Annotated in this window: 15 protein-coding genes; 4 read left to right on the forward strand and 11 right to left on the reverse strand. The window is 55.2% G+C overall.

Annotation, left to right across the window (positions count from 1 at the left end):
* The first annotated feature begins 4 nt into the window (after positions 1-4).
* Complete coding sequence (locus ACZ1HJ_RS03580; RefSeq protein WP_472722143.1) at positions 5-607, forward strand: pyridoxamine 5'-phosphate oxidase family protein; 603 nt, start codon at positions 5-7, stop codon at positions 605-607.
* 18 nt (positions 608-625) lie between these two features.
* On the opposite strand, the gene lpdA is transcribed toward ACZ1HJ_RS03580, so the two are convergent.
* From lpdA to ACZ1HJ_RS03635, 11 genes are all read right to left on the reverse strand, one after another.
* Positions 626-2,020, reverse strand: coding sequence for a dihydrolipoyl dehydrogenase (lpdA, locus tag ACZ1HJ_RS03585; protein ID WP_472720975.1), 1,395 nt, complete (start codon positions 2,018-2,020; stop codon positions 626-628).
* A gap of 93 nt (positions 2,021-2,113) precedes the next feature.
* The gene (locus ACZ1HJ_RS03590) at positions 2,114-2,503 is read right to left on the reverse strand and encodes an MAPEG family protein (protein ID WP_472720976.1); all 390 of its coding nucleotides are present in this window, start codon (positions 2,501-2,503) and stop codon (positions 2,114-2,116) included.
* A gap of 27 nt (positions 2,504-2,530) precedes the next feature.
* Positions 2,531-2,839, reverse strand: a complete 309-nt coding sequence (locus tag ACZ1HJ_RS03595) for a hypothetical protein (protein WP_472720977.1) — start codon at positions 2,837-2,839, stop codon at positions 2,531-2,533.
* A 345-nt stretch (positions 2,840-3,184) separates the two neighbouring features.
* The gene (locus ACZ1HJ_RS03600) at positions 3,185-3,676 is read right to left on the reverse strand and encodes a hypothetical protein (protein ID WP_472720978.1); all 492 of its coding nucleotides are present in this window, start codon (positions 3,674-3,676) and stop codon (positions 3,185-3,187) included.
* 33 nt (positions 3,677-3,709) lie between these two features.
* On the reverse strand, positions 3,710-3,904 hold the full coding sequence (locus tag ACZ1HJ_RS03605) for a hypothetical protein (protein WP_472720979.1): 195 nt from the start codon (positions 3,902-3,904) through the stop codon (positions 3,710-3,712).
* 17 nt (positions 3,905-3,921) lie between these two features.
* Entirely contained in the window at positions 3,922-5,442 is a 1,521-nt protein-coding gene (odhB, locus tag ACZ1HJ_RS03610) for a 2-oxoglutarate dehydrogenase complex dihydrolipoyllysine-residue succinyltransferase (protein WP_472720980.1), read from the reverse strand.
* 3 nt (positions 5,443-5,445) lie between these two features.
* Entirely contained in the window at positions 5,446-8,406 is a 2,961-nt protein-coding gene (locus ACZ1HJ_RS03615) for a 2-oxoglutarate dehydrogenase E1 component (RefSeq protein WP_472720981.1), read from the reverse strand.
* 101 nt (positions 8,407-8,507) lie between these two features.
* A complete protein-coding gene (sucD, locus tag ACZ1HJ_RS03620) occupies positions 8,508-9,389 on the reverse strand; it encodes a succinate--CoA ligase subunit alpha (protein ID WP_472720982.1) in 882 nt (293 codons plus the stop codon).
* 4 nt (positions 9,390-9,393) lie between these two features.
* Positions 9,394-10,587, reverse strand: a complete 1,194-nt coding sequence (gene sucC / locus ACZ1HJ_RS03625) for an ADP-forming succinate--CoA ligase subunit beta (RefSeq protein ID WP_472720983.1) — start codon at positions 10,585-10,587, stop codon at positions 9,394-9,396.
* Positions 10,588-10,819: 232 nt separating this feature from the next.
* On the reverse strand, positions 10,820-11,782 hold the full coding sequence (gene mdh, locus ACZ1HJ_RS03630) for a malate dehydrogenase (RefSeq protein ID WP_472720984.1): 963 nt from the start codon (positions 11,780-11,782) through the stop codon (positions 10,820-10,822).
* Between the two features lie 557 nt (positions 11,783-12,339).
* Positions 12,340-12,648, reverse strand: a complete 309-nt coding sequence (locus ACZ1HJ_RS03635) for a hypothetical protein (protein WP_472720985.1) — start codon at positions 12,646-12,648, stop codon at positions 12,340-12,342.
* Between the two features lie 219 nt (positions 12,649-12,867).
* On the opposite strand from ACZ1HJ_RS03635, the gene ACZ1HJ_RS03640 reads away from it, so the two are divergent.
* Genes ACZ1HJ_RS03640 through ACZ1HJ_RS03650 form a run of 3 tightly spaced genes read left to right on the forward strand, consistent with a single transcriptional unit; the run spans position 12,868 to position 14,478 of the window.
* The gene (locus tag ACZ1HJ_RS03640; protein WP_472720986.1) at positions 12,868-13,716 is read left to right on the forward strand and encodes an HpcH/HpaI aldolase/citrate lyase family protein; all 849 of its coding nucleotides are present in this window, start codon (positions 12,868-12,870) and stop codon (positions 13,714-13,716) included.
* A gap of 4 nt (positions 13,717-13,720) precedes the next feature.
* Positions 13,721-14,278 carry an NnrU family protein gene (locus ACZ1HJ_RS03645; RefSeq protein WP_472720987.1) on the forward strand — a complete coding sequence of 186 codons (558 nt, stop codon included), beginning with the start codon at positions 13,721-13,723 and terminating at the stop codon, positions 14,276-14,278.
* Positions 14,275-14,478: a DUF1737 domain-containing protein gene (locus tag ACZ1HJ_RS03650; RefSeq protein ID WP_472720988.1), complete on the forward strand. Its 204-nt coding sequence runs from the start codon at positions 14,275-14,277 to the stop codon at positions 14,476-14,478. The genes ACZ1HJ_RS03645 and ACZ1HJ_RS03650 overlap by 4 nt, the downstream gene beginning before the upstream one ends.
* The last annotated feature ends 2 nt before the right edge of the window (positions 14,479-14,480 follow it).

The raw sequence follows: 14,480 nt of genomic DNA on the forward strand, positions 1-14,480 counted from the left end.
CCAGATGGCGTGGGTTGAGGATATCGCCGCGCTCGAAGCGCTCTACGGCACTCCCGGTGCGCCCGCGCTCCGAAAAGTCGCCCATCGGCTGACGCCCCTCTATCGGAAATGGATCATGACGTCGCGGTTTTGCGTTGTCAGCACAATTGGCCCGAACGGGACAGATGGCAGCCCACGGGGTGACGATGGGCCCGTGGTTACCGAACTCGATCCACAAACGCTTGCCATGCCCGATTGGCGGGGCAACAACCGTTTGGACACGCTGCGCAACATCGTAGAAGACGGGCGTATCTCGCTGATGTTCATGGTGCCCGGCTCGAACACTGTGGTGCGGCTGAACGGCAGCGCGAAGCTCAGCGCCGATGACGCATTGCGCGGCAGATTTGCCCGTGGAAACCGCCTGCCCGCAACTGTAATCGTGGTCCGCATTGGTGAGATTTACACCCAATGCGCACGGGCACCCCTCAGGGCTGGTCTTTGGGCGCGCGATGACAGCGCTGGCCTTCCAACCATGGGCGAAATTCTGGCCGACATGACAGATGGCGAAGAAGGCGGCGACGACTATGATGTCGGTTGGGCTGCACGCGCCGCCAAAACCTTGTGGTAAGCCACCAACAGTAAACCTTTACGCGTGGATCGCACCATCCCCACAGGCCAGCGCGGCTTCGCGCACGGCCTCAGAATAGGTCGGATGCGCGTGGCAGGTCAGCGCCAGATCCTGCGCCGAGGCGCCGAATTCCATCGCAACGCAAATTTCATGGATCAAATCGCCCGCTGCCGGTCCAATGATATGCGCACCCAGAATGCGATCTGTTTCGGCATCGGCCAATAGCTTCACAAAGCCATCGCCTGCAAATACCGCCTTGGCACGCCCATTGCCCATAAAAGAAAACTTGCCCACCTTATAGGCACGGCCCGCCTCCTTCAGGCTCTGCTCGGTTTCACCCACATTCGACACTTCAGGATGGGTGTAGATCACGCCCGGAATGACGCCATAATTCACATGGCCATGATTGCCTGCGATCACTTCGGCGGCGGCCATACCTTCATCTTCGGCTTTATGGGCCAGCATCGGCCCATAGATTGCATCCCCAATCGCATAAATGCCTTTCACGTTGGTCTGCCAATGCGCGTCCGTCTTGATCTGACCACCCTTGGTCACCTCAACGCCCAAGCCCTCAAGCCCCAGCCCGTCCGTGTAAGGACGCCGTCCCGTGGAAACCAGCACCACATCGGCATCCAATGACGCCTCGCTGTCATCCTTGCGCAGCTTGTAATGCACCTTGGCCTTGGTCTTGGTTTTATCCACGGTATGGACCGCGGCCCCCATGATGAAAGTCAAACCCTGCTTCTTGAGCGTCCGCTGGAACATTTTCTGAACCTCTGCATCCATACCGGGCGTGATGGCATCCAGGAATTCAACAACCGTCACCTCCGTTCCCAATCGCGCATAGACACTGCCCAGCTCCAGCCCGATCACACCGGCCCCGATCACCACCATCTTTTTGGGGATTTTGCCAAGCTCCAACGCGCCTGTGGAAGTGACCACGATTTTCTCATCAATCTCCACACTTGCACCCGGCACGGAGGACGCCTCAGAACCGGAAGCAATGATGATGTTCTTGGCATCATGGACATCGTCGCCCACTTTGACTTTGCCCGCCTCGGGGATTGACCCCCAACCTTTCAACCAGTCGATCTTGTTCTTTTTGAACAGAAATTCGATGCCCTTGGTATTCTGACCGATCACGTCATCCTTATAGGCCAGCATCTGCTTCCAATCGACAGACGGCGCCTTGCCTTTCAATCCCATCTTCGCAAAGTTATGTTGTGCTTCGTGCAACGAATGCGACGCATGCAACAGCGCCTTCGATGGAATGCACCCCACGTTCAGACAAGTACCACCCAAGGTCTCGCGCCCCTCGACACAAGCCGTCTTCAGGCCGAGCTGCGCACAACGGATTGCAGCCACATAGCCGCCGGGGCCCGAACCGATTACGATAACGTCATAACTTGCCATGGGGGTCTCCTGTGGAGTTGTTTTTGAAATGTCTCTTTCGACTGTAAGAGGATTCTGTGCGGGATTTGAAGGGGAAGGTCCAAATTGCGTGGCTCAAACCAGTGCCGCCAATAGCATCAGGCCCGTCGACAGGAAACCCACGGCCCAGATCACTGAGCGCCACGGCACCCAGCCAAACACATAAGCCGGCACATAAAGCACCCGCGCCAGCAGGTACGTATAGGCGCACATCGCGGTGAAACCCGTTGATTGCCCGGAAACGGAGATCACCGAACAGGCAATTGCAAACAAGATCAACCCTTCGAAATGGTTGTTCATCGCCCGGTAAATGCGCCCTGTCTTTCCCGAAAGTTCAATTGGCTCATCCCGCGGCTTGAGCGCTGTTTTTGATCCCACCTGTCCACGCCCAGCCACAGAATAGATACATACTTGCACCACTTGAAGAAGGGCGGCCAACGTCAGAGCAGTGAGTTCAGGTGTCATGGCATCCCTTGCGTTGCAAACCGGCGTTTATTCCTCACCAAAAACAATAGCACTGTTTCGATAGGCGTACACATCTTGTGTCTTGTCACGCGGCGCCATAGCGGTGCCAATTTTGGTGGCTGCAATCACTGCACCGGTGACACTCGTTGCAGATTTCAGCGAGATCAATGATTTGTTCGCCTCCGCCTGCGTCTTGTTAAAGGGCTTGAGCGCTTTCACCTTGGTCTCGCCTTCATGCTGGCATGAGATCGACACTGGTTTAGTCTTTGGTCCAAATACGGGCGCACTGACCTTTGCAGGCGTGGTGAATTGAGACTGAAATCCTTCACCGGTCATCTTGCACGCGACACCTTTTATTTCCTTTTTCTCTTCGCCAGCTTTGGTTTGACTGCGAAAGACGAAATTCGAAACACCAACCGGGGCAATCCGCGTTGTCGATTCGTAAGGCACCGGCGTTTTTGGGCCAGTAGTGGACTGACACGCCGTCAACGTACTGACCAAACCCACGCCTAAAAGTGTTACCCACCGCATCAATATCCCCTTTCACCAAATCGAGCGCCCATACCGTAACAGGCTGTGCTGCAAACATTTCAGAGTGCCGCAAACGCACAAAGGGGAAAATCTGGGGTAAAACAGCGTGGTTTAAAACCGCGGCATTGGTTAAGGCAGTGACTTTGGGGGTTACTTCGTCTGCTCATAATCTGCCAGAATTTCGTTAGCTCTCTGAACAGTTTTTTCCTGAAACACCGTTTGATAAACATCGGACAAAATTTCGTTCAACGCATAGAACTCTAAGTCATCTTTAATCCTGCCCCGTTTGACCGCTTTGCGCGCAAAATCCTTTTTGCTTATGGCATCTTCAAAAAAATCATTGCCGGTCTCTGCAGTGTAACGCTGCAAAACTTCCGAAGCGATCTCGCCCATTTTAAGCTGAAAGGCGATCCATGGCCGCATATCCATCAGACCTTGCTTGAGGCCCTCCAAATACACACTGGGTTTGTCTTTGCCACTATCAAAGTCGGAAATGAGTTTTTCTTTGGTAGGAAGTGAATTTTGTATTTTCTTCGGGGCACCTTCCAGCTGCATCCGCGCAATTGCAATCTCTCTTGCATATTCCCAACATGTCGCGAGATGTAGAAATTCTTCTCGAATCTGAGTGGAATTACGCCGCAAGCACCTACTCCTTTAAACCGATTTTGCCTACTTTTAGCCTTCCAATTCACCTTCTATGAAAGTGACGTCCAGTTCCGGATTGCTGAAAGGCATCGCAGTGACAATCAAAACCGAGCCATCTGAAAAGTTGAGGCTAAACGAGTGCGGGGCTTCCTCCGAAACACCGCTCACAGTCAAGCCTGGTAGCCGTTTTTTTGCAAACGTTGGCAGGACGAAATTTTCTTCCATCGAAGCTCCACGAGGCCTTAAAGGTCCATCAACAAGCGCCGCGGATCTTCCAGCGCATCCTTGACCCGCACGAGGAAGGTCACCGCCCCTTTGCCATCCACAATCCGGTGGTCATAGCTCAGTGCCAGATACATCATGGGCCGGGCCACGATCTCACCATTCACCACCATCGGGCGCTGCTGGATCTTGTGCATGCCCAGAATGCCCGATTGCGGTGGGTTCAGGATCGGTGAAGACATGAGCGAGCCATAGACGCCCCCGTTCGAAATGGTGAACGTTCCGCCTTGCATCTCGGCCATGCTCAGCTTGCCGTCACGGGCGCGGGCACCTTTTTCCGCGATCGCTTTTTCAATCGCGGCAAAGCCCATCTGATCGGCGTCGCGAATGACCGGCACCACAAGGCCTGTGGGCGTGCCCGCGGCGATGCCCATATGCACAAAGTTTTTGTAGACGATATCGGTGCCATCGATCTCGGCATTCACTTCGGGCACTTCCTTCAGCGCATGACAGCAAGCCTTGGTGAAAAACGACATGAAGCCCAGCTTAACGCCGTGTTTCTTGACGAAATCTTCCTTGTACTCGTTGCGCAATGCCATCACCGCGGTCATGTCGACCTCGTTATAGGTGGTCAGCATGGCGGCGATGTTCTGGCTGTCTTTCAGGCGGCGCGCAATGGTCTGACGCAGCCGCGTCATCTTCACCCTCTCCTCGCGCGCGGCATCATCCGCAGAAACGGGGGCACGCGGGGCGGGCGCGGTCGCCGCAGGCGCCGGGGCTGCAGCCGCCGTTGCCCCTCCAGCTGCGGCCGCTTTGGCCACATCTTCCTTCATCACCCGTCCATCACGGCCAGACCCCTGCACCTGATCCGGGCTCAGACCGGCTTCTGCCATGGCTTTTTTGGCCGATGGAGCATCTTCAACATCTTTCGCGCCACTCGACGCCGCAGGGGCCGTCGCAGGCGTAGCTGCCGGAGCCGCGGTCGCAGCACCCGACCCACCCGAAATAACCGCCAGCTTGCCGTTGGCCTGAACCGTGTCCCCTTCATTGGCCACGATCTCACTCAATGTGCCGGAGGTCGGCGCAGGCACCTCAACAGACACTTTGTCTGTTTCCAACTCGCACAGCATTTCATCCTGCGCGACGCTCTCGCCGACTTTCTTGAACCAGGTTGAGACGGTGGCCTCTGTTACGGATTCGCCCAATGTAGGCACCATCACGTCTACGGCTTCGCCTCCCCCGCCAGGTGCGTCCGCAGCCGGTGCGGCTTCCGCCTTGGGTGCCGGCGCCACCGCGGCACCTTCACCCTCAGAAATTGTCGCCAGCAGCGCATCAACGCCAACCGTATCGCCTTCTGCGGCAACAATCTCGCCCATCGTTCCGGCCGCCGGGGCTGGCACTTCGACCGTCACCTTGTCAGTTTCCAATTCACACAACATTTCATCCACTGCCACAGCATCGCCGGGCTTTTTGAACCAGGTTGCCACGGTGGCTTCGGTCACGGATTCTCCCAGCGTTGGGACGCGCACTTCGGTTGTCATAATTTATTTCCCTTCGATGGTCAGCGCGGCATCCACCAACGCTTCTTGTTGTGCTTTGTGTTGTGCAGCCAGTCCTGTTGCCGGAGAGGCAGACGCCGGGCGGCCCGCATAAACCGGGCGGGTATTTTTGGCCTTAATGCGGGTCAGGACCCATTCGATGTTCGGCTCAATAAACGTCCATGCCCCCTGGTTCTTGGGTTCTTCCTGACACCAGACCATTTCCGCCTGTTTGAACCGCTCCAATTCCTTGACCATTGCAATTGCAGGGAAGGGATAGAATTGCTCAACCCGCATCAGATACACATCATCAATGCCGCGATTGTCGCGCTCCTCCAGCAGATCGTAATAGACCTTGCCCGAGCACAGCACGACCCGCTTGATCTTTTTGTCGGCTACCAATTTGGTTTCGGAATTACCCAATTGTGCGTCGTCCCAAAGCACCCGGTGAAAACTGGACCCGGTGGTAAACTCTTCAGCTTTGGACACCGCCAACTTGTGTCGCAACAGCGATTTCGGCGTCATCAGGATCAAGGGTTTACGATAGGTGCGGTGCAATTGCCGCCGTAGAATGTGGAAGTAGTTGGCAGGTGTTGTGCAATTGGCCACGATCCAATTGTCGCCACCGCACATCTGCAGGAACCGCTCCAATCGCGCAGATGAGTGTTCCGGCCCCTGGCCTTCGAAACCATGCGGTAGCAGACACACAAGGCCCGACATCCGCAGCCATTTGCTTTCACCCGAGCTGATGAACTGATCAAACATGATCTGCGCACCGTTGGCAAAATCCCCAAACTGCGCCTCCCACATCACCAAGGCATTGGGCTCGGCAAGGGTATAGCCATATTCAAAACCCAACACCGCGTATTCGCTCAGCATTGAATCGATGACTTCGTATTGCGCCTGACCTTTGCGGATATTGTTCAGCGGATAGTACCGCTCTTCGGTCTCTTGGTTGATCAGGCCCGAATGGCGCTGGCTGAACGTCCCGCGGGTACAATCCTGCCCCGACAGCCGAACCGGAAACCCTTCCGTCATCAAAGACCCAAAAGCGAGCGCCTCAGCCGTCGCCCAATCAAAACCTTCGCCCGTTTTGAACATCTTGGCTTTCGTGTCTAAAAGCCGGCCTACGGTTTTATGCAGCGGAAAGTCCTTTGGGGCGGTCGAAAGCGCTGTACCGATTTCTTTGAAGGTCGCCGGTTTGATTGCCGTCGCGCCGCGCTGATAATCCTCTTCTTTGCGGTCGAGATGAGACCATTTGCCATCCAGCCAATCGGCCTTGTTCGGCTTGTAGTTCGTACCCGCCTCAAACTCATCCGCCAGGAACGCCTGAAACGCGGCCTTCATATCCTCAACTTCGCCTTCGGGGATCAAGCCATCCTTGATCAAACGATCCGTGTACAGGCTCAGGGTCGTTTTCTGCTTTTTGATCTTCTTGTACATGATCGGGTTGGTAAACATGGGCTCATCGCCCTCGTTATGGCCAAACCGGCGATAACAGATGATGTCCAGCACTACATCTTTGTGGAACATCTGACGGAATTCCGTCGCCACGCGGGCGGCATGAACAACCGCCTCCGGATCATCGCCGTTCACGTGGAAAATCGGCGCTTCAACCATCAACGCAATATCCGTGGGATAGGGGCTGGAGCGGCTGAAATGCGGCGCGGTGGTAAACCCGATCTGGTTGTTGACCACGATATGCATCGTACCGCCGGTTTTATGACCCTTCAGGCCACTCAGACCAAAGCCTTCTGCCACAACGCCCTGCCCGGCAAACGCCGCGTCACCATGCAGCAAAATCGGTAATACCTTGGTGCGGTCCGTGTCGTTCAACTGGTCCTGCTTCGCGCGCGCCTTGCCCAGGACAACAGGGTTCACAGCCTCAAGGTGGCTCGGGTTCGCCGTCAGGCTCAAATGCACCGTGTTACCGTCAAATTCACGGTCAGAACTGGCCCCAAGGTGATACTTCACATCACCGGAACCATCGACATCTTCGGGCTTGAAACTACCACCCTGAAATTCGTTGAAAATCGCACGGTACGGTTTGCCCATCACGTTGGCCAGCACCGACAGACGCCCGCGGTGGGGCATGCCCACAATCACATCCTGAACGCCCAACGCACCACCGCGTTTGATGATCTGCTCCATCGCCGGGATAAGGCTTTCGCCGCCATCCAACCCAAACCGCTTGGTGCCCATGTATTTCACATGCAGGTATTTCTCAAAGCCTTCAGCCTCGACCAGCTTGTTCAAAATTGCTTTTCGGCCTTCGCGGGTGAACTGGATTTCCTTGCCATACCCTTCGATCCGTTCTTTCAGCCAGTTGGCCTGTTCAGGATCCGAAATATGCATGTATTGCAGCGCAAACGTGCCACAATAGGTGCGTTTTACGATATCCAGAATTTCGCGGATCGACGCGATTTGCAGGCCCAGAACGTTGTCGATGAAAATAGGGCGATCCATGTCCGCTTCGGTAAATCCGTATGACTTTGGATCGAGCTCTGGCCGGTGTGGCATTTCGCGCAAACCCAATGGATCCAGATCCGCGGCTAGATGCCCCCGGATACGGTGCGCCCGGATCAGCATCAATGCACGCACACTGTCCAGAACCGCGCGCTGGATTGCATCATCGCTGACTTCGACGCCCTTTTCCGCCGCTTTGGCGGCAATCTTCTTGCCCGCTTCCTTGGCCTCTGGCACCGATGGATATTCGCCGGTCAGAGCGCCGGTCAGATCGTCATTCGGCTCAGGTGGCCAATCTCCGCGCGCCCAACTGGGACCAGCGGCCTCTCGTTTGACGCTGACATCATCATCACCAAGCTGCCGGAAAAACGCCTGCCATGCTTCATCCACCGCATTCGGGTCATTGGCATATCTGGCATAGAGCTGTTCCAAATATTCCGCATTGTGCCCTTGCATGAAGCTGGAGGCACGAAACTGGTCATTGGGGGATTGTTCTGTCATGGCTGTCTCCCTGAAGAAGCCGTTTTCGATGTCGGGCCCGACCCGGTGCCCGGTAGGTCAGCGCGCCCGCCACCAAGATGCGGCGGGCGACACCGTCATCTTTATCCGATCGCTTCCATCACCGCTTCGCCGAGACCCGCAGGGCTGTCGGCAACAATGATACCAGCGGCGCGCATGGCCTCGATCTTGTCTTCGGCACCGCCTTTGCCACCGGCGACAATTGCACCAGCATGGCCCATGCGTCGGCCCGGAGGTGCCGTGCGACCCGCGATGAAACCGGCCGTCGGTTTCCAGCGGCCTTTCTTCTTCTCGTCGGTCAGGAATTGCGCGGCCTCTTCCTCGGCGCTGCCGCCGATCTCACCAATCATGATGATGGATTCGGTCTCATCATCCGCAAGGAACCATTCCAGCACGTCGATATGCTCGGTCCCTTTGATCGGATCACCACCAATCCCAACCGCTGTGGATTGGCCAAGACCCAGATCCGTGGTCTGTTTCACCGCCTCATAGGTCAAGGTGCCCGAACGGCTCAGAACACCGCAGCTGCCTCGCTTGTGGATGTGGCCCGGCATGATGCCAATCTTGCAGGCATCTGGCGTGATAACACCGGGGCAGTTGGGACCAACTAACCGGCTGCTGGACCCTTCCAGCGCGCGTTTGACCCGCATCATGTCCAAAACGGGAATACCTTCGGTGATGCAGATGATCACTTCCATCTCGGCATCAATCGCCTCGAGGATACTGTCTGCCGCAAAAGGCGGTGGCACATAGATGACCGATGCGTTCGCTTCTGTCGCGTGCTTGGCTTCATGAACCGAGTTGTAGACCGGCAGATCCAGATGCGTCTGCCCGCCTTTGCCCGGTGTCACACCACCCACCATATTGGTGCCATAGGCAATCGCCTGTTCGGTGTGGAATGTGCCCTGCGAGCCGGTCAGACCCTGACAGATGACTTTGGTGTTTTCGTCAATAAGTACGGCCATCGTGTTATCCCTTCACCGCTTTGACGATCTTCTCAGCACCGTCTTTCAGATCATCCGCGGCAATCACATCCACGTCCGAATTGTTGATGATGTCCTTGCCTTTTTCCACATTGGTACCTTCAAGCCGGACAACCAGCGGGACTTGCAGGCCCACCTCTTTAACGGCGGCCACGACGCCTTCCGCAATCACGTCACAGCGCATGATACCGCCGAAGATGTTAACCAGAATGCCTTTGACCTGCGGATCAGATGTGATGATCTTGAATGCTTCGGTCACCTTTTCCTTGGTCGCACCGCCCCCCACATCAAGAAAGTTGGCAGGTTCGGACCCATAGAGTTTGATGATGTCCATCGTCGCCATCGCCAAACCGGCGCCGTTCACCATGCACCCGATCTCACCATCCAGAGCGATGTAGTTCAGGTCGTATTTCGAGGCTTCGAGTTCCTTGGGGTCTTCCTCGGTCGTGTCGCGCAGCTCGGCAATGTCGGCGTGGCGGTAGACTGCGTTGCTGTCAAAGCCCATCTTGGCATCCAAACATTTCAGATCACCCTTGTCGGTCACGATCAAAGGATTGATCTCCAGCATCTCCATGTCCTTTTCGAGGAACATTTTATAGAGCGTGCCCATCAATTTGACGCATTGCTTGATCTGTTGCCCGGTCAGGCCCAGTTGGAACGCAATCCGGCGACCATGGAAGGGCTGGTACCCCGTGGCTGGATCAATGCTGAAGCTCAGGATTTTTTCAGGCGTCGAATGCGCCACTTCTTCAATGTCCATACCGCCTTCGGTCGAACAGACAAAACTCACCTGGGATGATTGCCGGTCGACCAACAACGCCAGATACATCTCGTTTTCGATGCCCGAGCCGTCTTCGATATAGATGCGGTTCACCTGTTTGCCCGCAGGGCCGGTTTGTTTTGTCACCAGGGTGCGGCCCAGCATACGCTTGGCTTCCTGGGCGGCTTCTTCGACGGACTTTGCCAATCGAACACCACCTTGTTCTCCGGCCCCGGCTTCTTTGAATGTTCCTTTGCCGCGCCCACCAGCGTGAATTTGCGCTTTAACGACCCACAAAGGGCCGTCCATCTCGCCAGCAGCGGTTTTGGCCTCTTCGGCGCGAAGCACAACACGACCGTCGGACACTGGAGCGCCATATGAACGCAGCAGTGCTTTCGCCTGATACTCATGGATGTTCATGAAAAAATCCCGTTTAGATGCGATTGATTCAGATATACCCACAAGCGAGACGCAGGTTTAAACCGTTTTCTTGCTTAAAAGCGCAATTTCACAGGATTTTCGAACATTTGTGATCACAGGCACAAAACGTGTGATCACAAATTAACAAAACAACGTACGATAGTGTAAACAAAAAAGAATCAGGGCCGGGAAATTCCCGACCCTGAACGCTTCAATTGTTATGGAAGCCCGTTTACGACAGCGAACTGTCGATCCCTTTACAGGCTTCGACAAGACCCTTAACCGCGTTAACAGAGCTGTCGAACATGGCCTGTTCGTCTTTGTCCAGCTTGATCTCCACGACCTTTTCAATTCCCCCCGCGCCAATCACGGTGGGGACGCCGACGTAAAAGCCCTTCAGACCGTAAGCGCCATCAACATATGCCGCACTTGGCAGCACGCGCTTTTGATCTTTCAGGTAGGCTTCTGCCATTTCAATGGCGCTTGTCGCGGGCGCATAAAAGGCAGACCCGGTCTTCAAAAGACCTACAATCTCTGCGCCGCCATCACGAGTACGCTGCACGATCGCATCCAGCTTTTCCTGCGTTGTCCATCCCATGTCGATCAGATCAGGCAAAGGAATCCCGGCAACAGTCGAATAGCGCGTCAAAGGCACCATCGTATCGCCATGTCCGCCCAAAACAAAAGCGGTGACATCTTTCATCGACACGCCAAATTCAAGACTCAGGAAGTGGCGGAAGCGCGCACTGTCCAGAACTCCGGCCATGCCGCATACTTTTTCGCGGGGCAGACCGGAAAACTCACGCAACGCCCAAACCATCGCGTCAAGCGGGTTGGTGATGCAGATTACAAATGCGTTTGGTGCATGGTCCCGAATGCCCTCACCCACCGATTTCATAACCTTGAGATTAATGCCCAAAAGGTCATCTCGGCTCATTCCGGGCTTGCGTGGGACACCCGCCGTTACGATGCAGACATCCGCGCCCGCAATGTCCGCATATGATTGCGTCCCGGACATCGTGGCATCAAAACCCTCAGACGGGCCGGACTCGGCAATATCAAGTGCCTTACCTTCGGGCGTGCCTTCTGCGATATCGAAAAGCACTACGTCGCCCAGTTCCTTCAGCGCAGCAAGATGCGCGAGCGTGCCGCCAATCTGTCCTGCGCCGATCAGTGCGATCTTGGGTCTAGCCATTGGATTTGTCTCCGGTCGGTTGAATTTTCGCGTATGGCCTATTCCCATTCTGGCCTATGCGCAAGGGTGCCGCACTGCGGCATAACCGGATCACCTAGGTGTAGACGCAATTGCAATGCACCTAACATACTGGTGCAAAAGCACTTTCGGATGCTGGAGTTACAGAACACGATCTGCGGTAAGAGAACAAACAAGACTGAAAACTCAACACTGATAGGGCTCAAAAACGCGCCCAATTCCAGCCTTCTGACAAAAAGGAAGAGGTCGCGACAATTTGGACAATGCACAACGTCCAAAAAATGGCGACAAAAAAAACAAGAAAAGAACCCAAGATAACCCTTGGAAAACAAAAGAGTAACTCGCACGATCACGGTATTTTCTGTGTGGGCCTGTGATGCTGGAGCAGACCTGCTCGGAGGAAAAGCGCCAACTTGAGCCGCCACGTCGTGGCAACAGAGCATTACTCGTTATTGCAACGCGCTGAATTTGACATCGAAGTCAATGCAGAGTGCGCCAAACAGAGGCGTGGGTGCAATCACATGCGCCCCACGCTCTAATCAGGCATCATTGCCTTGTGCCGGAAGCGCTTCAGCCAATTCTTCAAAGGCTTGGCCACTGGCAACAAGACATGTCAGACCATTTGCCGAGGTCACTATGATGGTCCATGAACCGGAGGCTTCCGAAGCATACACCTCAACCACGGCGTTATTGGCACCAAGGCCCATCGACTGTCGCGTTTCACCGTATTTGTTGGCCAGACGCTCAAGAACCATCTCGCGCGGCGCGCAATTTGGACCGGATTGAGCAAGTGCAGGACCAGCCATCAGAACCGCTGTGGCGGCGACAATTTTTGCTGTTGTTTTCATTTTTACACCCTTTCTGTGGTGGGATCCCTGCCGATTTCGTGTGAACAAAGCATGCACAACAGTGTGTCAAAACAGGGTTAATATGGAGGCCGTAACCGAAATTATTTGGCATATTCTGCGCTGCGGCGAGAAAACTCTTGAAGTTTTCAGGCGAAAAATGGCATCTGTGCGCAAGAAAATTGCGGGGCTTTCTGCGCAGAAATCTGAGAAAAACCGACCATGCAACCTTATCGATCCGTTCTCTACATACCCGGCTCCAAAGAACGTGCGCTGGAAAAAGCGCGCAGTTTGCCGTGCGATGCCATCATCTTCGATCTTGAAGATGCAGTTGCCCCCGATGCAAAGGCCAGCGCCCGCGACACCCTGGCACAAGCTCTGCGGGATGGTGGCTTTGGACGCCGCGCCAAAATTGTCCGGATCAATGCCCTGAACACGGAATGGGGTCTGGGCGACGTTCGGGCACTTCGCGACGCCGGCGCCGACGCCATCCTGCTACCCAAGGTCAACACGCGCTCGGACGTCGATAACCTTGCTGATCTGCTGGACGAGACCATGCCGATCTGGTCCATGATGGAAACCCCGGTCAGTGTGTTCAATGCGCGCGATATCGCGGCACACGGCCGCGTTGCGGGCCTGGTAACAGGTACAAATGACCTGACGAAAGACCTCGGCAGCCGTTATCGTGCCGATCGCCTGCCCCTTATGACAGCGCTGCAAATGATCGTTATGGCAGCCCGTGCGGCCCGCATCGTGGCGATTGATGGGGTTTACAACCGCTTTCGCGATGGAGACGGACTCAAAGCGGAGTGCGAGCAAGGCCGTGATCTTGGTTTTGACGGCAAAACACTGATCCACCCCGCGCAGATCGAAGTTACAAATACGGCTTTCGCGCCCACAAGTTCTGAAATTGATTTGGCGCAACGGCAGATCGCTGCTTTTCAGGAAAGTCAGGCATCTGGCCTTGGTATTGCTGTTGTGGATGGCCAGATCGTTGAAAACCTGCATGTCGTCGCGGCAAAACGCGTTCTGGCAAAAGCAAGCGCAATTGCGGAAATGATGACGGAGTGATCTGATGATCCTACTGCTTCTCGGTCTTGCCCTCTGGATAGGGGCCCATGTGTTCAAACGCGCAGCGCCCGAGGCCCGCGCCAAAATGGGAGCCAAGGGCCGTGGCCCCATCAGTCTGGCTATTCTGGCCGGTATCGTTTTCATGGTTCTTGGCTACCGCGCCGCAGAATTCGTCCCACTCTACACGCCCATGACGGGTATCGGCCATCTAAACAACTTGTTGATGCTGGTCTCCGTTTTTTGCTTTGGTATCGGTGCATCCAAGGGCGTACTTGTAGACAAAATCAGGCACCCCATGCTGCTTGGGATCGTCGTTTTCGCCATCGCACATCTATTGGTGAATGGCGATTTGGCATCGGTCGTTCTGTTTGGTGGCCTAGGCCTTTGGGCATTGCTTGAAATGATGTTGATCAATCGCGCCGAAGGTACATGGAACCGGCCAGAACCTGGCACCGTCAAAGGCGATGTCAAAAACCTGATTATCACGCTTGTGATTTACGTCATTGCGACCGGGGTTCACATTTGGCTTGGCCACAACCCATTCCTGGGTACCTACGCATGAAACTGTACCGATTCCTGAGCGCCGACGATACCGCAGCGTTTTGCCATAAAGTGTCTGATGCCCTGAACAAAGGCTGGGACCTGCATGGCAGCCCAACATATGCATTTGATCACGCGAAAGGTGTCATGCGATGCGGGCAAGCGGTCACAAAAAATGCTGAGGGCACCTATTCGCCCGACACAAAACTTGGAGAGCAGTAACG

Source organism: Roseovarius sp. JB2-10, assembly GCF_055693585.1.